This window comes from Nodularia sp. LEGE 04288 (genome assembly GCF_963896525.1).
Classification (GTDB): Bacteria; Cyanobacteriota; Cyanobacteriia; order Cyanobacteriales; family Nostocaceae; genus Nodularia.
Map to the genome: position 1 here is coordinate 1 of NZ_CAWQOY010000172.1, position 20,909 is coordinate 20,909.

The window sequence follows — 20,909 nt, forward strand, 5'->3', positions numbered from 1 at the left end:
TTCCATCTCCGGTGGTAGCACCGACACCTACAGCGGCTATGTCAGCGATATTTCTACACTGACTAAGTTGGCAGAAGCGTTTGTGACCACATATGCAATTGGTCATGTTACCTACTTAGCCAAGTCAATCAGTTCTGGATACTAATGACTTTCATCGCTTCATTTAACTAGTAATTCTGCACGGTATTCAACAGTAAATAAGCTATGATTATCGGCTTTTTCAAAGCTGATAAATAATATCTTGATTGATGCCGTGCTTTACTAGATGGCTTTTCTGAGATGAATTTATTGACTAATCATCTCAGAGAGCCAGTCAAGTTGAAAATTATCGTCATAAATGCTTGAGGAGCAAATAAAATGGCAAACATTACTCTGTCTGAACTAAACAATGCTGGTGTAGAATTATTTCAAGATTCTGAAAGTTTTTTCAATGAACTCAAAGATGTAGATTCCATCTCCGGTGGTAGCACCAGCGGCTATGTCAGCGATATTTCCACACTGACTAAGTTAGCAGAAGTGTTTGTGACCACATATGCAATTGGTCATGTTACCTACTTAGCCAAGTCAATCAGTTCTGGATACTAATGACTTTCATCGCTTCATGTAACTAGTAATTCTGCACGGTATTGAAAAATCAGGTGATCTCTATTGATACCGTGCTTTACTAGATGGCTTTTCAGGGATTAATCTTTCCAACCTCCTCTAAGATTTAAAAATAAAATTAAGCTAGCATATTAATTTATTGGTGGGAAAGTTTCAAATTTTTCCGCAGGTGGTTCTGTGTAGTCACAAAATATATTTAATCCGATTTTGAGTATATACAAAACAATTACAGTGGCGATCGCCCGATCAATTGGTAATCCATTTGTGGTTGCAAGACCGACTAGAGAGACAATTAAACCTGATAGCAAGCAATATTCTGGCATAGTTTGGGTAAAAGCGCTGTTTTTTGTGGTTATCCGAAAATCACGAAAAATATTATGTAGTATGTAGGTGTGTAATCATACCTGCGGACAAGCTTAACCCATGACAGTCATCACAATTCGGGAAGAAGGGCGAATAGATACCGGATTTGCAGTAATTCTCAAATTTGATGGCGGAGAATACCCAGTGACGATTACTGACCCCTTTACCCCCAAGGAAGAAAAACTACTAGAGTGGTATTTTGAAGAATGGGTAACGTTTCCTTTTAGTGATACTGTCATTGCAGAGAGGGCAGCAGCCAGCGTTAAAATATACGGTGAAAGCCTATTTAAGCAACTTTTTCAGGCAGATTTCAATGCTTACAGCTTATATCGACAACTGCGGGGTAATCTGAGTCAAGTACAGATTGAAATCGTGGCGAAAACCCCAGAATTTCACGCCCTACACTGGGAAGCTCTACAAGACCCAGATTTAAGCCGACCACTGGCGGTAGACTGTGTAATGTTGCGGAAGAATGTCAGACCTGCACCACCAGTTTCAGCTAATGTGCAGTCATCGCCTGTGATTAATCTGCTGGTGGTGGTGGCGCGTCCAGATGAGGAAAGGGATGTGGGCTATCGGACTATTTCCCGCCCGTTGATAAAGTTGATTGACAATAGCAAATTGCGGGTAAATGTAGAGTTGCTGCGTCCGGGAACTTACGAAAGTTTGTCTAGGCATTTACAAGAAAAAGGTGCAGGATTTTACCACGTCATTCATTTGGATATGCACGGGGCGCTGCTAAATTATCAACAGGTTCAGTCTCCCAGCAAACCTGAACGCTATTTTTATAAAGGGCGCTATGGACGTGGTGATTTGCAGGCGTTTGATGGGGTGAAAGCTTTTGTCTGCTTTGAGGGCGAGTCTCAGGGTAAAGTTGATTTGGTAGAAGCTTCAGAGTTAGCCGCATTGTTGACAGGAAAGGGGATTCCTGTGTGTATTCTCAGTGTTTGTCAGTCGGGGAAACAGGTTAAGAACTCCGCCAGCGAGGAGGGGTTAAGTGAAGATACTCGTGAAACCAGTCTGGGAAGCCGGTTAATGACCGCAGGGATGCAGATGGTGGTGGCTATGGGGTATTCTGTCACTGTGTCGGCGGCAAAGTTGATGATGTCGCAGCTTTATCAACATTTGTTTGATCATAAACCCATGACTGAAGCTATCAGGCTGGGGAGGCTGGAACTGTTCAATGATAAAGAACGGAAAGCCTATTTCAATAAATATATTAATTTAGAAGATTGGTTATTACCTGTGGTTTATTCTCATCAGGTAGTGAATTTTAATTTACGGCAGTTTACACCGGAAGAAGAAGAGAAATATTACGAATCTGTTGCCATTCAATATCGTTTCTCCTTGCCGGAATATGGATTTATTGGTCGGGATTTGGAGATTCTCAAAATTGAGAAGGCTTTGCTCAGGCATAATGTTTTGCTGTTGCAAGGTATGGGGGGAACAGGTAAAACAACTTTGTTAAATTATTTAAGGGAATGGTGGCAGAGGACACATTTTGTTGAGGATGTATTTTATTTTGGCTATGACCAAAAAGCCTGGACGCTGACACAAATTCTGTTTGATATTGGTCAGCAGGTGTATGGTAAATTTGAACAGGCGAAGTTTCAAGCCATGAGTCAGCCTGCACAGGTACAGAAATTAGTGGCAAAGTTGCGGGGTGCAGCTTACGCTGTGATTTTGGATAATTTGGAATCGGTGACTGGGCAACAACTGGCGATTCAAAATACTTTACCAGAGGCAGAACGTCTGCAAATTCGGGATTTTATCGGGAAGTTGGTAGGTGGTAAAACGCGGGTAGTTTTGGGTTCACGGAGTCGGGAAGAATGGCTACAATCTCAGACTTTTAAACAGAATATTTATGAATTACAAGGATTAGATCAAGAAGCCCGGACGGAATTAGCAGAGAAAATTTTAGAACGGAATGTAGCTGCACACCTTGTTGATGGGATTCGTCAAGATGCCGATTTTGAAAAGTTGATAAAATTGTTGGCAGGGTATCCCCTAGCGATGGAAGTTGTGTTGACGAATTTGCAAAGGCAATCACCCCAGGAGATTTTGCAGGGGTTGCAAAGTGCTGATGTCAATTTGGATGTGGTGAGTGAGGATAAGACTAAGAGTATTTTGAAATGTGTGGAATATTCTCACAGTAATTTGTCACCAGATGCACAGAAGTTGTTGCTGTGTTTGGCTTATTTTAGTGGGTTTATTATCCGAGCAGCTATTCCGATTTACATCAAGGAACTACAAAAGTTAGAAGCATTAAATGATTATTGTTTTGATAAATTCAATGATGCCATTCAAGAGGCAATTAACTGGGGCTTACTCTCACTGATTGATAATAATCAGGATTTTCTAAAAATTCAACCTATTTTCCCCTATTTTTTAAAGACTAAGTTAGCATCTATTGATGAGAAAATACAGGCAGCTTTAGAAGAGGGATTTAAAAACTACTATATAGGTTGGGCAGAATATTATAAGCATTTAATGGATTCTAAAGATGCTCAAGAGCGTCAAGTGGGTATATATTGCTGTAGATGGGAATATGAAAACCTTTATCATGCCCTACAAATTTGTTTGCAGAAACAAGAAAGTATTAGGATCTACTTTTGTTTACATAAATACTTTAATTTGATTAGTGATCACCAAAGTAAACTCAAGTTGGCAGAAATGGTTTGTCAAAATTTAGAAAATTATCCCCCAGCATTTATCCAGGGTGAATTAGGTTATCAGATAGCATTGGTAATTGGTAGCCTGGGTAATTTTCAACAGGATGTAAAGCAGTACCAGCAAGCTAAATGTTCTTACGAAAAGACTTTAGAAATTTTTCCTACCTTAATGGGTATAGAAGAAAAACAAAAACAACTTTGGCAAGCCGGCACCTACCACCAGTTGGGAATGGTTGCCCAAGAATTGCGAGAATATGAAGAAGCACGGCGCAATTATCAACAGGTTTTGAATATCTACATCGAATATGGCGATCGCTATTCCCAAGCCAAAACCTACAACAATTTGGGAATGGTTGCCCAAAATTTACGAGAATATGAAGAAGCACGGCGCAATTTTCAACAGGCTTTGAATATCTACATCGAATATGGCGATCGCTATTCCCAAGCCATCATCTACCATAATTTGGGAATGGTTGCCCAAGATTTGCGAAAATATGAAGAGGCACGGTGCAATTATCAACAGGCTTTGAATATCTACATTGAATATGGCGATCGCTATTCCCAAGCCAGCACCTACCACAATTTGGCAGTAGTTGCCCAAGATTTGCGAGAATATGAAGAAGCACGGCGCAATTATCAACTGGCTTTGAATATCAAAATAGAATATGGCGGTAGCGAAGCTCTTCCTTCGGAAGCTCGCTATTCCCAAGCCAGCACATATAACGGGTTGGGATATGTTGCCCAAGAATTACGAGAATATGAAGAAGCACAGCGCAATTATCAACAGGCTTTGAATATCTACATCGAATATGGCGATCGCTATTCCCAAGCCAAAATCTGCCACAATTTGGGATATGTTGCCCAAAAATTGCATGAATATGAAGAGACACGACGCAATTATCAACAGGCTTTAAATATCTTTATCGAATATGGCGATCGCTATGAACAAGCCAAAACCTACGCAACATTAGGACTACTTGCAGCAGCAGAGGAAAATTACCCAGAGGAGAAGGCTTACTGGCAGACAGCGTTAGAGATATTTGTTGAGTATCAGGATGAATATCGTGCAGCGATCGCACGGCAAATTTTAGACACATTACCAGATTAATCATGAAGTAACGCATTCCCCCTCCCCGCAAGCGAAGAAAGGGCTAAGATTTAAAGATAAAACTAAACCATATTAGTCTCCCGGTGGGAGAGTTCCAACCTTATCCGCAGGTGGTTCTGTGTAGTCACAAAATATATTTAATCCGATTTTGAGTATATACAAAACAATTACAGTGGCGATGGCGGGATCAATTGGTAATCCACTTGTGGTTGCAAGACCGACTAGAGAGACAATCAAACCTGACAGCAACGGTGAACTTCCTGGATTTTTCGTATATTCTTTGAGTTGACCACTAAAGCCATCATCACCGCAGAGTTCTTTCCGCAGTACATTCAGCGTGACTTTCCAGATGGATTTGCCTTCTGACATTAATGTTCTGCCATTTTTCTCAATCCATAAATCCTCAAATGAGCGTTCAACTTTACCGTTGTGTCTGGCTAAGTTATCTAGGGCATACTGTGCGGGTGTGTAATCTTGCAATATTTCCCGCATAGCCATGATTTCGTTACTACTGATTTGCGCTTCCATACTTTAGTTAGTTTTTTGGTTTAAGTTCTCAAGTTGACCCCAATTTTCAGACTTTAGCATTTATCGCGTTTTTTGTTGTCTCAATTGAACTTTGAGAATATGGATTTGTTTCGCGCATTCGCCGGAGGCGTTCTCGAAGAGTAGGCGCAAAGGCGCAAAGGTAAGAAGGAAGAGAAGGGTAATTTTTTATTTGGAAGTCTCTTACTGGATAATTAGTTGTTAGGGATGTCTAGAATGAGTAAATATGCAGATTAGCCAAGAACTATCTCTACCCAGTATGGGCTGTGGCACTTGGGCATGGGGTAATCAATTACTCTGGGGATATGATGAAAGCATGGATGAACAGTTACAAGCTGTTTTTAATCTCTGTGTCAGCAACGGTGTAACTTTGTTTGATACTGGCGATTCTTACGGGACTGGGCGATTAAATGGACGCAGTGAGTTACTGTTGGGGCGATTTACTCAGGAATATCAAGGGGTAAATCAAGATCATATTTGCATTGCTACTAAGCTGGCGGCTTACCCTTGGAGATGGACTCGTCAAGCAATGGTTAAGGCTTGTCAGGCTTCGGCGCAACGTTTGGGCAAAAATGTCGATTTGGTGCAAATGCACTGGTCTACGGCTAATTATGCACCTTGGCAAGAATCAGGTTTGTTAGATGGTTTGGCTGATTTATACGAACAAGGTCTAGTGAAGGGGGTCGGTTTATCTAATTATGGCCCTAAACGCCTGCAACGGGTACATCAAAAGTTTGCGGCGCGGGGTGTTCCTATTAAAACTCTGCAAGTTCAGTATTCTTTACTATCTACCTATCCTGTGACGGAATTAGGGCTGAAGGATGTTTGTGATCAATTGGGGATAAAGTTAATCGCCTATAGTCCTCTGGCTTTGGGGATTTTAACGGGGAAATATGCGGAAAAAGGGAATTTACCCAAGGGTATCCGGGGTTTATTATTTAGACAGCTTTTGCCAGGAGTGCGATCGCTTTTAGAATGTTTACGAGAGGTGGCTGCATCTAGAAATAAAACTATGTCTCAGGTAGCAATTAATTGGTGTATCTGTAAGGGTACTATTCCTATCCCTGGGGCGAAAAGTCTAGAACAAGCGCAGCAAAATATTGGTGCTTTGGGTTGGTTGTTAGATTCTGGCGAAATTGCTGCTTTAGATCAAGCTGCTGCAAGTACGGATAAGAAAATGGTGCAAAATATCTTTCAAACTCAGTAGAAAATCACCGTGTATGTATCTATTCCGCTTTGTTCAAGTCAATTTTTTTTAACGAACCGCCAAGAACGCCAAGGACGCAAAGTCAAGAAAGAAAAGGAAGAAATGCTTCACTGAACTGTATGCTTTGTAGAGACGCGATTAATCACGTCTCTAATTACTCCCTGAGTTTATAAGTCTTCGGGTAAAACCCATTTAGGTGGTTCTGTCATTTTTTTCCGCAGGCGTTCTTCTGCCATCGCCAGCATTTGGTCTAAAGAAGTCTCTTCGATAAATTTGCTCGTGGCTTCTCTAAACTCGATATTGGGGCATTTATCCCCTAATATACAGCCGTTAACGCAGGCTTGAGCGCAATCAATTTTTTGTTCCATAGTGAGTTCCTCTCTTTAAAATATCAGTTAAGAGTTGTGATTGATACTGTAAATCTCTACTCTTAATATCAAGTCCCCTTAATTGACTATGATAAAACTGCTGCTACGCTAATAGCATATATATGAAATGTTTTGCTAACAAGGGCGCTCATGTCGGAACTCTTAGCTATTACTGGAACTATCGCCGCGATCGCCACGGCTGTAATTCCCCAACAAGGTAGCGTTAGTATTGTACGGGTATCTGGTTCCCAAGCAATGGCGATCGCACAAGCTCTATTTTCCGCCCCTGGGCAGCAAGTTTGGGAAAGTCACCGCATTCTTTACGGTCATATCCGCCATCCCCACACACAAGCATTGGTGGATGAAGCGCTGTTATTAATCATGCAAGCACCCCGTTCTTACACTCGTGAAGATGTGGTAGAATTCCATTGCCACGGCGGAATTATGGCAGTGCAGCAGGTCTTACAATTGTGTCTAGAACAGGGTGCTAGGCTTGCTCAACCAGGTGAATTTACGCTCCGAGCCTTTTTGAATGGGCGACTCGATTTAACCCAAGCTGAAAGTATTGCTGATTTAGTCGGAGCGCGATCGCCCCAAGCAGCTCAAACGGCTTTAGCTGGTTTACAGGGAAAATTAGCTGCTCCAATTCGGCAGTTACGCAACCACTGTTTAGATATTCTGGCTGAAATTGAAGCTCGAATTGATTTTGAGGAAGACTTACCTCCGCTGGATCATGAAGCCATCATATCAGATATTGATCACGTTGCCGCAGAAATTAGCAGATTTTTAGCCACAAAAGACAAAGGCGAACTGCTGCGAACCGGGTTAAAAGTGGCAATTGTGGGGCGACCAAATGTCGGTAAATCTAGTTTATTGAATGCTTGGAGTCAGAGCGATCGCGCGATTGTGACTGATTTACCAGGGACAACCCGTGATGTGGTGGAGTCTCAGCTCGTTGTCGGGGGGATTCCCGTGCAGGTGCTAGATACAGCCGGCATTCGGGAAACAGTAGACCAAGTAGAAAAAATCGGCGTAGAGCGATCGCGCCGTGCAGCAAATGCAGCTGATTTAGTATTACTCACCATTGATGCGTCAGCAGGTTGGACGAAGGATGACCAAGAAATTTACGCACAAGTGCAACACCGTCCCTTAATTCTAGTCATCAATAAAATTGACCTTGTAGAAACAGAATCTATTGACTCTGGGAAATATCCCCATAATATTCACCAAATTGTTACCACAGTAGCGGCAGAAAATCAAGGAATTGATGCCTTAGAAACAGCAATTTTAAACATAGTGCAAACCGGAAAAGTGCAAGCTGCGGATATGGATTTAGCAATTAACCAAAGGCAAGCAGCAGCCCTAACTCAAGCTAAAATATCTCTAGAACAGGTACAAGCAACAATTGCTGATCAATTACCCCTTGATTTCTGGACAATTGACTTACGTGGCGCGATTCAAGCATTAGGAGAAATCACCGGAGAGCAAGTTACTGAATCGGTACTTGATCGGATTTTCAGTAGATTCTGTATTGGTAAATAAAATTGGCAAATTTTGCTAGCTACATCATACATTTTAATATGATAACTCTTGTGGAGAGGGCAAAGATGCCCGCAATGAGTAAATGATCGCAATTTAATATAAAGATGCATAAATAGAATTTAACCAGAAATCTATAGGACTACTATTTGATTATTGAACAAACACGTAGGGTGTGTTAGCGCAGCGTAACGCACCAAAGCCTTAATAATGGTGCGTTACGGATTTCATCCTAACGCACCCTACAAGACTTAATTTTTTTCATAAATTAAACCGGATTCCTATAGTTCCCCTCCTCGCTTGCGGGGAGCAGTCGAAATAATATGCAACCTCACAAATAATTGGTATAACCGCAGATACAGATGGATAAATTGGTAGTTTTTTTCCAGAAAAAACGCTATATTTAAACTGTTTTAATTTAGATGAAATGAATGTATTTTGGAAATAAAATTAAATCTGTCAATGCCTTAATTGTGGGCGCTAGCCAAGGTATAGGTCTAGGTTTTGTGAAAAAACTGCTCCAAGATGACAGAATTGCCAAAGTTTATGCGACCTATCGTCAAATTGAATCCGCAGGGGAATTAATAGAATTAGAAAACAAATATTCTGATAAATTAATTTGTTTATCTCTGGATATTACTGAAGAATCGCAAATTGTCGAAGTTGTCCAACGCATCAAAGCCGAAGTCAACAAATTACACTTAGTGATTAACTGTGTAGGAATATTGCATGACGACACTTTCCAACCTGAAAAAAGCTTAAAACAGATTAATTCCGAAAATTTGCTGCGTTACTTCCAAATTAACAGCATTGGATCTATTCTCCTCGCTAAACACCTGTTAACCTTATTTCGCCATCGTGAAAACAGCGTTTTTGCCAGTATTTCTGCTAAATTAGCTAGTATTGGCGACAACGAAATTGGTGGCTGGTATGGCTATCGGGCTTCTAAAACCGCACTGAATATGTTTATGCGAACAGCAGCAATTGAGTATGGCAGAAGCTGTCCTCAAACATTGGTAGTAACTTTACATCCTGGAACCACAGATACACGCCTATCCCGTCCGTTCCAGAGAAATGTACCACCGGAAAAACTATTTTCAGTCGAACTTTGTGTGACTCAATTGCTGTCTGTCATTGACCAACTTCAGGAAGGTGATAGTGGACAATTTTTCTCTTGGGATGGAAGTAGGTTACCTTGGTAGCTGAGATCAACAAATACTAAAAACCAAAACTTATGAAATTTTTTATTCCAGCCGCCAACGACCATACTAGAGCCGAAGATGTATATAGTGCTATTGCTAAATTTGCTCAAGCACCAATTACTGAAAAGCGGATTTGGAAGTTACGGTGGCTGGATAATGGAATGAATATGGAGTGCGAGGTAGGTAAACCATTACCATCCCTATATCAAACTGGGAAAGAGCTAATTTTGGCAATATTTGACTGTGAAAACCTTTATAAGATTTGTACTCTGACTCATGGAGGAGTCAAGGGAGAACCTGTGTTGGTTGAAAAAAATCTTCAATCATCAGCAACTTATTTTTCCAATGATCCGAATAACTAATTACTAATTAGGAGATTTATCCAGCACTTTGCAAGTAAATCAAGTACATATCTTAATATGATAAATCTTGTGGGGGAGGGCAAAGATGCCCGCCCTTGTGTACCTAACTCAGATCAGATGTGGTGTATTTTGCACCAGGCGACAGTCATTCGGGGCTATACAGGCAAAACTCACCCAGGCGGGTTAAAAACCTGATTTTTGCCTTGATTGGGGGTTAATTGGTAAACTCAATTAACTTAAAGCCCCAAGGTTTCATCGCCGCCAGAGCTATTTCTCGATCTATACCTTCATAAGCCTCCCATTCCGAGTGCTGGTCTTTAGGATGTCCGTCACCGACATGACCCGCAACTTTGATTACCGGAACGCCAGCCAATTCATTGCGCTCCATCCCTTTGGGAATTACGAGTTGGAGTTTATGTCCTACGAACTTGGATGCACTGGTATCAGCTACAGATTTACGGACTAAACAAATATCACCAGCAGTTCCCCAAGTCGTTGGGTAGATGTGAAGGAACGATATATAGGTTTGTGGTTTGATGGCTCTTTTTAGAACTTGCACTTTTTGTAATCCTTACTCATATACTACTCTAATTAAAATACAATCTTGTAATTATCGTTCTAACTCTAACTTTAACTCTGTCGCAGATGATACGAGTAATTGATGCTTTAAACCTTCTAACTGGGGGTTAATTCTCTATTGTGCCATGAACAATTATGATCTATTCATGAATTCAAAGAGGGTTTTATCAAAAGTTCTTCTAACGAATCTTTTCCGGAAGACCGAGCTGATGAGGTGACATCTAGCCATCAGTACAAGGATACTACTTTGACTCCGACAACGATTCAGCGGGTAAAAGAGGGTGTGGCTGCGGCTAGCGATCGCGCTGTTCGCCAGACAATAGCAGAAATTCTACCGCGCCTGGAAGCTATAGGTCAGGGACATCCAGAAACCAGAGTTCATGCAATAGTGCGTCGTTGTGTATTGCGATCGCTCATCCATGCTCTTTTTCGGGTACGAATCGAAAACCTGGACAGGATACCTCAAAAACCAGCCATTCTCGCTGCTAACCATCTCCACCATATCGATCCGTTGCTACTGCTGGGCGAACTCCCCACCCATCCTCACTACTACGTTCTAGGTGATGCGCGTACCCTCTATAACAAGTTGTGGAAACGTTTCACCCTGCGTTTAGTAGGAGGTGTAATTCCATTAGAACGGATTTGGAAAGAAGAAGTAGCTGTGATGGAAGCTGCTAAAGCCGGACGAGAAGACCTCCGGGAACTAGCGACAGCAATTGAGGAAAATGTACCCACAGGGGGAGATGTACAGACGCTGCGACAAATAGACCGCATTGTCATGGGAATTTTGTCCCAGGGAGACGGACTGGTATTGTTTCCCGAAGGACGCTTGGGAAGCGCCGAAGGTCAATTACATCTCCCCCTGAAGCGAGGAACTGTGATTTATGCTTTACGGGCTGGTGTACCAATAATACCAGTCGTAATCATTGGCACTCATGACCTTTACTTAGGAAAAGAATTAACTGTGCGCTTTGGGGAGCCATTATACTTTTCTCAAACTTCTAGAATCAAGCGCCAGGAAGTGGATACAGCTTTGGAGGTAGTACAAAACGCCATGCTTAATCTCTTACCCACAAACTATCAAGAACCAAAAGGCCCTAAGTTTTTCCGTCATTTCCTCAATCATCTTTTGTGGTAATAATTAAACGCAGATGGACGCAGATAAACGCGGATAGTTTTGTACTTTATTAGACTAGGAAATGCTATGAATTACTTATTTCTCTAAAAAGTTATTCACTTTGAAATTTGATGTTCCCTCCCAACAGTGGTTCAAAGATGCATTAATTTGAGCATCCGCTGCATCAGCCAATTCCCTAGAAGCATTAAACTGTACGGCTGTCACAACGTACTCAAAAATAATTACAAACTCTTTTTGGGGGGATATTCTTTCAACTACAATTGTTTCACCAACCTTGGGGATTTGCGATAAATTCACCACAAATGTTTCCTGCTTCGGTTTATCTAGTGGATTTTTAAAATTGAAGTATTTACAGTAGACAATAATTTTCACGCAAAAAAACCACCAATAGTACTAAAAAAATTAACTTCAAACATCCCAGTTTGAAACATAAGAATTTATTATAGTAATTATCATGCCCATTTGTGACATCGAAATTTCATCACTGAACAGTTATCAGGCGTATGGTTGGTGATGCAAACCCGCTATCAACGCCTGTCACCAATTGGTGAGGTATTTAAACGCTGCGAATGCAACTGATTATTGGTCACTGTTGAATCTTTGTCAGTTTAATCTCACTTACCGCGCCATAACTTTTGGAAAAACTGATAAACTTTGACAATAATTTCTTCAAGCCAAAGTATAGCATGATCAAGCCACTCTAGAAGTTGCTCTAAAGGATGCTTATCATAGCCGATGAAAGTTGCTTCAACGTCTATCCAGTCAGGTTGTAAGTCAATTTGACTATTGTGGCGACTCTCAGTGATGGCTTGGGAATTTAGGTTTTCAGAGGCTTTTGCAGAATTTCTTGAAGTCGGGGTGAGTTGACGGCTGGATTTTGACTTTTGCAACCAACCAGATTTGGTTTTTGGTTTACTTTCAACCGACTTCTTAGATGAAACTGGTTTGTCAGCAAGAGTATGGGAGTTACCGAACAAATCGCTGAAATTCAACCAAGAATCTCTTGCTAAATCCTCATTCTGAAAACTGCGAATATGGGGTAAGTTATATTGTAATTGTTCCTGACTATTTCTCTGCTGAAATTTTTTATCTTTACTCACACCAAAAAAGTAATTAATCGCAGCTTCAATTAAAGCCGGAATATTTAATGTTTGAGTTTCTAAACCATCAGCATTAACTGCCATATGTCCTCTAGCAGCTACCTGTTCTTTACCATAAACAAATATATTTAGCTGAGTTTGGGCAACTCGCATAATTTCCTGACTGCGCTGTTTCAGGGGTAATAAACCTGTGCTTTCCCAGTTAGCAATGGATGCGTCTAAGAATGCTATGAATTTATGAGTATTAAGTAATTTTTTTGGTGTACCTTCAGGCAATGCTGGTATATTAACTGAACTTCTGCCCGTGAGTCTGGCTAAAATGCGGTCAATTTTTGGGAGTAATTTACTCTGTGGTTTATTTTCAGCCAACTGCCAAAAATGCCAGTAGTTACCAACTTCAGACATAATCCTGTCTGCTAATTTTGCCTGTTGCTGGGGTGTCAAAATATCCAAAATTTCATTGTCGGCGGTGACCAGTACCAAATTACGGCTGACCAAATTTGTGGCAATTCCCCGCATGACTGGCAAATATGGCTGGATATTTGATGGCGAATTTTCGGAAATGGTTGAGGGTTCGCTAGGGGGATGACGCAAAAGTTTTGACCACAAAATACCCACAAACTTCAAAGGGGCAGATTTTTTGGCGGGTTCAGCCGTGTCTGACTCGGAGGGTAAACTTTTGACTGCTTCTAGGACTTGTTGAATTGGTGTATCAACATTTGTAGGGGTTTCGGGTTGTAATTTCAACCTGGTTTGTGGTTCTTGTCCCTCTAGAGTTTTACCGGCTAATTCTGTGGGATTCAATAATCGATATACGGGGTAAAGTAATAGTTCCACACCCCACTTCGTTGCAACTTGCAAATGGCGGTAGGTGTGATCCCACTGTTCTGTCAACCGCCGAGATTGCTGGTGGACAAAGTTAAGTAGTCTGCTTTGATAACGGCCAGAGGAACCAGGAGACATGATGGTGATTTGTTAGTTGTAAGACTCCCGCCCAACAATAATTTTAACGAAAATATGACTCTGCCTATATCTCAATTGATCTCGGCAACTATTGACCAACTGCGCTCTTTTTGTCAAGTAAATGTTCAATCTCTTTGGCTATACCAGGAATCTGATGGCGATATTACTGATATTTCCACATCTGATTTGTCTGATTGGCATCTTGTTCAGCTAAATGCTAAGGAACATATTGCTTGGACAGGGGGCAGAAAGGTGCTTTGGTTGGTGCAAAGATTTGTGGTTCCCCAAAATTTACAGGGGTATCCTTTGGCTGGTTTGTCTTTGCGGCTGGTGTTGCTTTGGTGGGCAGATTTGGCTGAGATTTACGTGAATGGGGAGTTAGTGCTGGAGGGAGATTTATTTGATTGTTCGCCAAGAGTGCTGCTTAGTCAAGGGGTAACTCCTGGTGAGGAGTTTGTTGTGGCTTTGCGTTTGGTCAGTCCTGGGCATGATCATGGTGCTTTGGTGCGATCGCTCCTTGTTTATGAGTCTTATGATGATCATAGTCCTGATCCGGGCTTTTTGGCTGATGAGTTGGCTGTGTTACAGGTTTTTTTAACCCAGTTTGCGCCGGAAAGGTTGGGTGAATTGGCTGAGGGTTTGAGGGGAGTAACGAACCGCAGAGGCGCAGAGGAAGAGGGAAGAGAGTATTACCGTACCCTGCGGGAAAATTATCAGCGTTTATCGGCGTTTATCGGCGTTTTAAATCCTAAAATCTATTTATTGGGTCATGCTCATTTAGATTTAGCATGGCTTTGGCCTGTGAGTGATACTTGGAAGGCTGCACAAAATACTTTTGAGTCGGTGCTGAAGTTACAGGCTGAGTTTCCTGAGTTGATTTTTTGTCATTCGACTCCGGCACTTTATGCTTGGGTTGAGGAACATCGTCCGGATTTGTTTGGGGAAATTCAAGCACAGGTCGCGGCTGGACGTTGGGAAGTTGTGGGCGGTATGTGGGTGGAACCGGAACTAAATTTAATTTCTGGTGAGTCGATTGTGCGTCAGTTGTTGTATGGTCAGCGCTATATCCAAGCTAAGTTTGGTAAAGTTTCTGCTGTGGCTTGGTTACCGGATACTTTTGGTTTTTGTGCGACTTTACCGCAGTTTTTTGTGAATGCGGGAATTGAGTTTTTTGTGACTCAGAAGTTGAAGTGGAATGATACTACCCAGTTTGATTATGAGGCTTTTTGGTGGCGATCGCCTGATGGCAGTGAAATCTTTAGTGTGATGTCTGCACTCATCGGTCAAGGTATTGACCCGGTAAAAATGGCAGAATACGCTTGTGAATGGCAAAGCAAAACCGGCTTTGAAGATTCTCTCTGGCTTCCCGGTGTCGGCGACCACGGCGGCGGTCCCACCCGTGATATGTTAGAAACTGCCCGACGTTGGCAAAAGTCTTCTGTTTTCCCCGACCTGGAATTTACCACTTCCGAACAGTATTTACAGCAAATTAAGGATAAAGCAAACCTAACCCCCCTAGCCCCCCTTCCCGACCAGGAAAATGAAAATATCTCCCCTCTCCTCGCAGGAGAGGGGTTGGGGGAGAGGTCATTTCCCACCTGGAATGATGAACTATATTTAGAATTCCATCGCGGTTGCTATACTACCCACGCCGACCAAAAACGCTGGAATCGACGTTGTGAGGATTTATTGTATCAAGCTGAATTATTTGCCACTTTAGCCACTGTTAGCTGTGGGGCGATATATCCCCAAGCCGATATCGAAACAGCTTGGAAGCAGGTCTTATTTAACCAGTTTCACGATATTTTACCTGGTTCTTCCATTACCCAAGTTTATCAGGATGCACTCCCAGAATGGCAGCAAGTGGAACAAGTGGGAACGAAGATATTAGAAGAATCATTATTAGCGATCGCATCTCAAATCATTCTACCCCCACCCCCGCATCCTCAAGCACAACCAATATTTATTTTCAATGCTCTCAATTGGCAGCGTTCTGAGATCGTATCTGTCACATTACCCACATCTCACCCACAATGGCAAGTCCACGATATTTCCGGACAGCCAATTATCTCTCAACTATCGCAATCATCCCAACTGCTATTTCTCGCTGCGGAAATTCCATCAGTGGGCTATCGGATATTTTGGATTTCCCCCATTTCCCCAACTCCCCAACTCCCCATTTCCTCAGACTGGATTTTAGAAAATGAATTCCTGCGGGTTACAGTCAATGCTGACACCGGAGATTTAGCCAGTGTGTTTGACAAAACCCATCAACGGGAAGTTTTAACTAGTGCGGGTAATCAACTCCAAGCCTTCCAAGATAGCGGACAATATTGGGATGCTTGGAATATTGATCCTAATTATGCCCAGCATCCTTTACCACCTACAAAGCTAAAATCTATACAATGGCTAGAACAAGGCTTAGTCCAAAGTCGTGTCCGAGTAGTGCGTCAATTAGGTGAATCGGAATTTTGCCAAGATTATATTCTGCAAGCAGGTTCACCAATATTAAAAATTGCCTCTACTGTGAATTGGCAAGAAAATCAAGTCATGGTGAAAGCAGCTTTTCCTTTAAATGTGGAAGCAGATTTTGCTACTTATGAAATTCCTTGCGGTGCAATTCGTCGCCCCACAAAACCCCAGACACCCGCAGAAAAAGCTAAATGGGAAGTTCCCGCTTTGCGTTGGGCTGATTTAACTGGAGAAACAGAGTCAGATATTTACGGTGTGAGTTTACTCAATGATTGTAAATACGGTTATGATAGCCAACCCAATCAACTACGCCTCACCCTACTACGCAGTCCTAACTGGCCTGACCCAGAAACTGACAGAGGCTTTCATGAATTTACCTACGCCTTATATCCCCACGCGGGTAGTTGGGAAGCAGCCAACACAGTCAAGCGTGGTTATGAGTTGAATATTCCCTTACAAGTAATTATTAATCCCCTGACTACTCAGCCAGGAATACACTCCACAGCAATTAATACTGGCGAAGGGGTAAGTTTTCTCAATTTATCAGCTGAAAATTTAATCTTAATGGCCTTCAAGCCCTCTGAGGACAACCCCCAGCAATTAATCCTGCGGTGTTACGAATGTCACGGAGAAATCGCAGAATTATCTTTACAGAGTAATTTAGGGCTGTATTTAGGGAATGAAGTAGATTTGTTAGAAAACTCATCTGAGCAACAAAACTTAACAATACAGCCAAAAAAAATCTCTACCTTCCAAGTAAACAGCCTGGAAACTCTTCCCAGACTCTAGTACAGCCAGCCCTAAATAGGCATACCAGGACAAAAATTTCCAAATCCAAGCCTTTTGACTTTTGACTTTTGACTTTTGAATTCCGCGTAGCGGCCTAGTCTTCGTGGTCTTCAAAAGGGTCTGCCAACTGCTTGCTAGGAGGACCGAAGGACATATAGATGGCAAAACCAGTGACGGCAATTAAGGCAACGCCAACGGAAATACTAATAAATGCTGCGGGTTCCATATCCATAAACTGTTCCATAAATGAGGGATTAATTATGAGTGTTTTTATTTGGGGTTCTGCCCCACTCAGCACAATTACGCTTGTACTGAGCTTGCCGAAGTATGCTTTGGCTTAAATATTCTAACATCTGTTTCGCTGCCACTGACTCAATTTATTTTGCTGATCCCAATTCATCAGGCGGGCGCTCCATGATAGTAGAATATTACAAGAAGATGAAAAAAAGCTTTGGTAACTGAATCTTAGGGGAACTATGGCACAACGAACTAGGTTAGGAGATATCCTGAAACCTTTAAACTCTGAGTACGGTAAGGTAGCTCCGGGTTGGGGTACTACGCCTGTAATGGGTATTTTTATGCTCTTATTTTTCGTGTTTCTGCTGATTATTCTGCAAGTTTACAATAAGTCTCTGTTGATTCAGGACGTAATGGTTGATTGGCGCAGTTTAGGCGGCTAACTGAATACAGCGAACCTGTACCCGGCTTGTCCGGGTTTTTTTATGGGTTTGATACCAAAAACGTTAGCCTTAAATCAGTCAGCATGGTATAGATGAGGAGAGTTTTCATTCCGATTCGCCACAGCCTAGCTTGACCGCATTGTATATTTATAGGAGAAAGCGCATGAATGTATTTGGTATCGGTCTGCCAGAAATGGGTCTAATTGTGGTAGTGGCATTGTTAATCTTTGGCCCGAAGAAGTTGCCAGAAATTGGTCGTAGTGTCGGCAAAGCAGTGCGCGGTTTTCAAGAAGCTTCTAATGAATTTCAAAGCGAGTTTAAACGGGAAGCTGAACAAATCGAACAGGCTGTGAAAAGTTCTGCTGAACTCGAAACCAAGCAACTGGAAGCCGCTAAATCTGAACAGGAAGCGGCTAGTTCTTCTCCTGTGACTTAGGGCTACGGTGTACACACAAGTGATCGAATCGCCCCCTAACCCCCAATTATGGGGGAACAAGAATTTTCAAAGTCCCCCATTTTACCCCCAAACTTGGGGGTCACGGGGGCGGGGGATTTAGGGGGCAAAACAGGCTCAAACGCAGACAGACAGGACTTGTGTGAACACGATAGTCCTTTCGGAGAAGGTCGCCAAGACAAGAATAAAAATGCTATTAACTCACAATAAAACCGTATTTTTTTAATACAGCTTTGGCTTGATTATTGGATAAAAATTTGACAAATTCTTTGGCAGCAGGGATATTTTTACTGCTTTTAATTACTGCCATTGGATAAACAATTGCCGAATGATATTTTTCATCAGCAGCAACTACAACTTTAACTTTGTTAGAAATTTTGGCATCTGTGGCGTAAACTAAACCTGCATCGGCATTACCGCTTTCTACTGCTGCTAACACTTGACGCACGTTGTTAGCCAAAACTAGTTTAGATTTGATTTGCTCAAAAATTCCCAATTTCTTGAATACTTGGTCAGCGTATTGTCCTGCGGGTACGCTTCTGGGTTCTCCTACGGCAATTTTCCTAATTCTGGCATCTGCTAAATTGAAAAAGCTATTAATACCTGTGCTGTTATTCGGCACAATCAAGACTAAGCGGTTATTTGCTAGGTTGGTACGAGTACCTGGAACTAAAAGTCCTTTTTGCTCCAGTGCATCTACTTGTCTTCTAGCCGCAGAAATAAAGATATCGGCTGGCGCACCCTGCTCAATCTGTTGTTGTAATGCTCCAGAAGCCCCAAAGTTATATTTGATATTGACGTTTGGTTTACTTTGTTGGTAGATGGGCTGAATTTCTTCTAGTGCATCTTTCATACTCGCAGCCGCAGACACCAGTAAATTTACGTTTGACTGTGCTGTTAAAGGAGTGGGTGTAATCAAAGGTAAGGCGATCGCCAGAAAAAAGCTAGTAACCCCTATACCAATCCAACCCAAAATCTGTTTCTTATTCATATTTTTATTTTTGCTGTGTAACTAAAGTATCAAGGCTGCTATAAAGCTACTTGTTTGTATTTACACATGAACTAAATTTTAATTCTGTAGCAAGGATAACTGACAGAATGCAAAAATAAATGCTTTTAGCCCTTAATTAAGAGATAAAACCCAATCTTTGTGCTTGTGGAAAGGCTGGGTGATGTACTCAAAGCTAGTGTTTTCAGTAAATTTGGTAATTATTACTTTCTTAGCCAGCTTATTTTACCGAAAGCCAAAATTCTTGCTTTTTAGGCTGTATGAGATTTGGCTTTGTGAAATACCCGAAATGCAGAGATATTTAAAATTACCCATACCCAGATCCCCGAAGAAGTCGGAGATATATATCGTCAAGGTTTTATGTTTAATTATGTTGACCTACTTACAATATCAAAATTCGAGAAAAAGAAGTAGAATTTTATTCCCGCTAAGACTAATATGTAATTGGCAAATCACATATATAAAACAAACTATTTATCAGACTTAAATTGCCATTCAGCTAAGACAATACGCACGATTATATGTCTTTTTAAAACTGCTTTTGTCCTTGACTTTACCGAATTAGCTGAATAAAAATAGCAGTAACAACTAAGCCAAGCAGTGCTTAATTGTTAACCACTTAAATCTATAAGCAATAAATGCTTGAGGAGCAAATAATATGGCAAACATCACTCTGTCTGAACTAAACAATGCTGGTGCTGAATTATTTCAAGATTCTGAAAGCTTTCTTAATGAACTCAAAGATGTAGATGCCATCTCCGGTGGTAGCACTGACACCTACAGCGGCTATGTCAGCGATATGTCTACATTGACTAAGTTGGCAGAAGCGTTTGTGACCACATATGCAATTGGTCATGTTACCTACTTAGCCAAGTCATTCAGCTATGGATACTAATGACTTTCATCACTTCATGTAACTAGTAATTCTGCACGGTATTCAAAAGTAAATAAGCTGTGATTATCGGCTTTTTCAAAGCTGAGAAATAATATCTTGATTGATGCCGTGCTTTACTAGATGGCTTTTTTGGGATGAATCTATTGACTAATCATCTCAGAGAGCCAGTCAAGTTGAAAATTATCGTCACAAATGCTTGAGGAGCAAATAAAATGGCAAACATTACTCTGTCTGAACTAAACAACGCTGGTGCTGAATTATTTCAAGATTCTGAAAGTTTTCTTAATGAACTCAAAGATGTAGATTCCATCTCCGGTGGTAGCACCGACACCTACAGCGGCTATGTCAGCGATATTTCTACACTGACTAAGTTGGCAGAAGCGTTTGTGACCACATATGCAATTGGTCATGTTACCTACTTAGCCAAGTCATTCAGCTATGGATACTAATGACTTTCACCGCTTCATTTAACTAGTAATTATGCACGGTATTCAACAGTAAATAAGCTATGATTATCGGCTTATTCAAAGCTGAGAAACAATATCTTGATTGATGCCGTGCTTTACTAGATGGCTTTTCAGAGATTAATCTATTGACTAATCATCTCAGAGAGCCAGTCAAGTTGAAAATTATCGTCATAAATGCTTGAGGAGCAAATAAAATGGCAAACATTACTCTGTCTGAACTAAACAATGCTGGTGCTGAATTATTTCAAGATTCTGAAAGTTTCCTCAATGAACTCAAAGATGTAGATTCCATCTCCGGTGGTAGCACCGACACCTACAGCGGCTATGTCAGCGATATTTCTACACTGACTAAGTTGGCAGAAGCGTTTGTGACCACATATGCAATTGGTCATG

General features: G+C 41.5%; 21 protein-coding genes. 13 read left to right on the top strand and 8 right to left on the bottom strand.

Annotation, left to right across the window (positions count from 1 at the left end; all coding sequences use genetic code 11):
- Positions 1-357 precede the first annotated feature (357 nt).
- Positions 358-585, top strand: coding sequence for a hypothetical protein (locus AACX33_RS25130; RefSeq protein ID WP_193998059.1), 228 nt, complete (start codon positions 358-360; stop codon positions 583-585).
- A gap of 149 nt (positions 586-734) precedes the next feature.
- On the opposite strand, the gene AACX33_RS25135 is transcribed toward AACX33_RS25130, so the two are convergent.
- A complete protein-coding gene (locus AACX33_RS25135; protein ID WP_193998400.1) occupies positions 735-926 on the bottom strand; it encodes a hypothetical protein in 192 nt (63 codons plus the stop codon).
- A gap of 100 nt (positions 927-1,026) precedes the next feature.
- On the opposite strand from AACX33_RS25135, the gene AACX33_RS25140 reads away from it, so the two are divergent.
- Positions 1,027-4,746 carry a tetratricopeptide repeat protein gene (locus AACX33_RS25140; protein ID WP_193998060.1) on the top strand — a complete coding sequence of 1,240 codons (3,720 nt, stop codon included), beginning with the start codon at positions 1,027-1,029 and terminating at the stop codon, positions 4,744-4,746.
- Positions 4,747-4,818: 72 nt separating this feature from the next.
- Here the strand turns inward: AACX33_RS25140 and AACX33_RS25145 are convergent, their stop codons facing one another.
- Positions 4,819-5,274 (bottom strand): hypothetical protein, encoded by a 456-nt coding sequence (locus AACX33_RS25145; RefSeq protein WP_193998061.1) that lies wholly within the window; start codon positions 5,272-5,274, stop codon positions 4,819-4,821.
- Between the two features lie 244 nt (positions 5,275-5,518).
- On the opposite strand from AACX33_RS25145, the gene AACX33_RS25150 reads away from it, so the two are divergent.
- Positions 5,519-6,499 (top strand): aldo/keto reductase, encoded by a 981-nt coding sequence (locus AACX33_RS25150; protein ID WP_193998062.1) that lies wholly within the window; start codon positions 5,519-5,521, stop codon positions 6,497-6,499.
- Between the two features lie 167 nt (positions 6,500-6,666).
- On the opposite strand, the gene AACX33_RS25155 is transcribed toward AACX33_RS25150, so the two are convergent.
- Entirely contained in the window at positions 6,667-6,867 is a 201-nt protein-coding gene (locus AACX33_RS25155) for a hypothetical protein (RefSeq protein WP_193998063.1), read from the bottom strand.
- Positions 6,868-7,017: 150 nt separating this feature from the next.
- On the opposite strand from AACX33_RS25155, the gene mnmE reads away from it, so the two are divergent.
- The 3 genes from mnmE to AACX33_RS25170 all read left to right on the top strand — a co-directional run bounded on the left by mnmE (position 7,018) and on the right by AACX33_RS25170 (position 9,970).
- The gene (gene mnmE / locus AACX33_RS25160) at positions 7,018-8,409 is read left to right on the top strand and encodes a tRNA uridine-5-carboxymethylaminomethyl(34) synthesis GTPase MnmE (protein WP_193998064.1); all 1,392 of its coding nucleotides are present in this window, start codon (positions 7,018-7,020) and stop codon (positions 8,407-8,409) included.
- Between the two features lie 428 nt (positions 8,410-8,837).
- Positions 8,838-9,608, top strand: coding sequence for an SDR family NAD(P)-dependent oxidoreductase (locus AACX33_RS25165; protein ID WP_193998065.1), 771 nt, complete (start codon positions 8,838-8,840; stop codon positions 9,606-9,608).
- A gap of 32 nt (positions 9,609-9,640) precedes the next feature.
- Entirely contained in the window at positions 9,641-9,970 is a 330-nt protein-coding gene (locus AACX33_RS25170) for a hypothetical protein (RefSeq protein WP_193998066.1), read from the top strand.
- 214 nt (positions 9,971-10,184) lie between these two features.
- Here the strand turns inward: AACX33_RS25170 and AACX33_RS25175 are convergent, their stop codons facing one another.
- Positions 10,185-10,529: a hypothetical protein gene (locus tag AACX33_RS25175; protein WP_193998067.1), complete on the bottom strand. Its 345-nt coding sequence runs from the start codon at positions 10,527-10,529 to the stop codon at positions 10,185-10,187.
- Between the two features lie 234 nt (positions 10,530-10,763).
- On the opposite strand from AACX33_RS25175, the gene AACX33_RS25180 reads away from it, so the two are divergent.
- A complete protein-coding gene (locus AACX33_RS25180; RefSeq protein ID WP_227789332.1) occupies positions 10,764-11,687 on the top strand; it encodes a lysophospholipid acyltransferase family protein in 924 nt (307 codons plus the stop codon).
- Between the two features lie 75 nt (positions 11,688-11,762).
- On the opposite strand, the gene AACX33_RS25185 is transcribed toward AACX33_RS25180, so the two are convergent.
- Positions 11,763-12,059 carry a hypothetical protein gene (locus AACX33_RS25185; RefSeq protein ID WP_193998068.1) on the bottom strand — a complete coding sequence of 99 codons (297 nt, stop codon included), beginning with the start codon at positions 12,057-12,059 and terminating at the stop codon, positions 11,763-11,765.
- Between the two features lie 242 nt (positions 12,060-12,301).
- Entirely contained in the window at positions 12,302-13,750 is a 1,449-nt protein-coding gene (locus AACX33_RS25190) for a hypothetical protein (RefSeq protein WP_193998069.1), read from the bottom strand.
- A 54-nt stretch (positions 13,751-13,804) separates the two neighbouring features.
- Between AACX33_RS25190 and AACX33_RS25195 the strand changes: the two genes are divergently transcribed.
- On the top strand, positions 13,805-17,011 hold the full coding sequence (locus tag AACX33_RS25195) for an alpha-mannosidase (RefSeq protein WP_193998070.1): 3,207 nt from the start codon (positions 13,805-13,807) through the stop codon (positions 17,009-17,011).
- A gap of 94 nt (positions 17,012-17,105) precedes the next feature.
- Here AACX33_RS25195 and psbN read toward each other — a convergent pair whose 3' ends face one another.
- The gene (psbN, locus tag AACX33_RS25200; protein ID WP_193998374.1) at positions 17,106-17,237 is read right to left on the bottom strand and encodes a photosystem II reaction center protein PsbN; all 132 of its coding nucleotides are present in this window, start codon (positions 17,235-17,237) and stop codon (positions 17,106-17,108) included.
- A gap of 250 nt (positions 17,238-17,487) precedes the next feature.
- On the opposite strand from psbN, the gene psbH reads away from it, so the two are divergent.
- Together psbH and AACX33_RS25210 are read left to right on the top strand one after the other, a co-directional pair.
- Complete coding sequence (psbH, locus tag AACX33_RS25205; RefSeq protein ID WP_193998071.1) at positions 17,488-17,691, top strand: photosystem II reaction center phosphoprotein PsbH; 204 nt, start codon at positions 17,488-17,490, stop codon at positions 17,689-17,691.
- Between the two features lie 163 nt (positions 17,692-17,854).
- Positions 17,855-18,127 (top strand): TatA/E family twin arginine-targeting protein translocase, encoded by a 273-nt coding sequence (locus AACX33_RS25210; protein ID WP_193998072.1) that lies wholly within the window; start codon positions 17,855-17,857, stop codon positions 18,125-18,127.
- A 214-nt stretch (positions 18,128-18,341) separates the two neighbouring features.
- Here the strand turns inward: AACX33_RS25210 and modA are convergent, their stop codons facing one another.
- On the bottom strand, positions 18,342-19,136 hold the full coding sequence (gene modA / locus AACX33_RS25215; protein ID WP_193998055.1) for a molybdate ABC transporter substrate-binding protein: 795 nt from the start codon (positions 19,134-19,136) through the stop codon (positions 18,342-18,344).
- A gap of 676 nt (positions 19,137-19,812) precedes the next feature.
- Between modA and AACX33_RS25220 the strand changes: the two genes are divergently transcribed.
- The 3 genes from AACX33_RS25220 to AACX33_RS25230 all read left to right on the top strand — a co-directional run.
- Complete coding sequence (locus AACX33_RS25220; protein WP_193998056.1) at positions 19,813-20,049, top strand: hypothetical protein; 237 nt, start codon at positions 19,813-19,815, stop codon at positions 20,047-20,049.
- Positions 20,050-20,261: 212 nt separating this feature from the next.
- Positions 20,262-20,498: a hypothetical protein gene (locus tag AACX33_RS25225; protein WP_193998057.1), complete on the top strand. Its 237-nt coding sequence runs from the start codon at positions 20,262-20,264 to the stop codon at positions 20,496-20,498.
- A gap of 212 nt (positions 20,499-20,710) precedes the next feature.
- A partial coding sequence (locus AACX33_RS25230) for a hypothetical protein (RefSeq protein ID WP_227789333.1) occupies positions 20,711-20,909 on the top strand: 199 nt, incomplete at its 3' end.

What these genes read in the sequence shown, in the direction of transcription:
- AACX33_RS25130 (WP_193998059.1), top strand. Translation starts at nt 358, where the DNA reads ATGGCAAACATTACTCTGTCTGAACTAAACAATGCTGGTGTAGAATTA.
- AACX33_RS25135 (WP_193998400.1), bottom strand. Translation starts at nt 926, where the DNA reads ATGCCAGAATATTGCTTGCTATCAGGTTTAATTGTCTCTCTAGTCGGT.
- AACX33_RS25140 (WP_193998060.1), top strand. Translation starts at nt 1,027, where the DNA reads ATGACAGTCATCACAATTCGGGAAGAAGGGCGAATAGATACCGGATTT.
- AACX33_RS25145 (WP_193998061.1), bottom strand. Translation starts at nt 5,274, where the DNA reads ATGGAAGCGCAAATCAGTAGTAACGAAATCATGGCTATGCGGGAAATA.
- AACX33_RS25150 (WP_193998062.1), top strand. Translation starts at nt 5,519, where the DNA reads ATGCAGATTAGCCAAGAACTATCTCTACCCAGTATGGGCTGTGGCACT.
- AACX33_RS25155 (WP_193998063.1), bottom strand. Translation starts at nt 6,867, where the DNA reads ATGGAACAAAAAATTGATTGCGCTCAAGCCTGCGTTAACGGCTGTATA.
- mnmE (WP_193998064.1), top strand. Translation starts at nt 7,018, where the DNA reads ATGTCGGAACTCTTAGCTATTACTGGAACTATCGCCGCGATCGCCACG.
- AACX33_RS25165 (WP_193998065.1), top strand. Translation starts at nt 8,838, where the DNA reads ATGTATTTTGGAAATAAAATTAAATCTGTCAATGCCTTAATTGTGGGC.
- AACX33_RS25170 (WP_193998066.1), top strand. Translation starts at nt 9,641, where the DNA reads ATGAAATTTTTTATTCCAGCCGCCAACGACCATACTAGAGCCGAAGAT.
- AACX33_RS25190 (WP_193998069.1), bottom strand. Translation starts at nt 13,750, where the DNA reads ATGTCTCCTGGTTCCTCTGGCCGTTATCAAAGCAGACTACTTAACTTT.
- AACX33_RS25195 (WP_193998070.1), top strand. Translation starts at nt 13,805, where the DNA reads ATGACTCTGCCTATATCTCAATTGATCTCGGCAACTATTGACCAACTG.
- psbN (WP_193998374.1), bottom strand. Translation starts at nt 17,237, where the DNA reads ATGGAACCCGCAGCATTTATTAGTATTTCCGTTGGCGTTGCCTTAATT.
- psbH (WP_193998071.1), top strand. Translation starts at nt 17,488, where the DNA reads ATGGCACAACGAACTAGGTTAGGAGATATCCTGAAACCTTTAAACTCT.
- AACX33_RS25210 (WP_193998072.1), top strand. Translation starts at nt 17,855, where the DNA reads ATGAATGTATTTGGTATCGGTCTGCCAGAAATGGGTCTAATTGTGGTA.
- modA (WP_193998055.1), bottom strand. Translation starts at nt 19,136, where the DNA reads ATGAATAAGAAACAGATTTTGGGTTGGATTGGTATAGGGGTTACTAGC.
- AACX33_RS25220 (WP_193998056.1), top strand. Translation starts at nt 19,813, where the DNA reads ATGGCAAACATCACTCTGTCTGAACTAAACAATGCTGGTGCTGAATTA.
- AACX33_RS25225 (WP_193998057.1), top strand. Translation starts at nt 20,262, where the DNA reads ATGGCAAACATTACTCTGTCTGAACTAAACAACGCTGGTGCTGAATTA.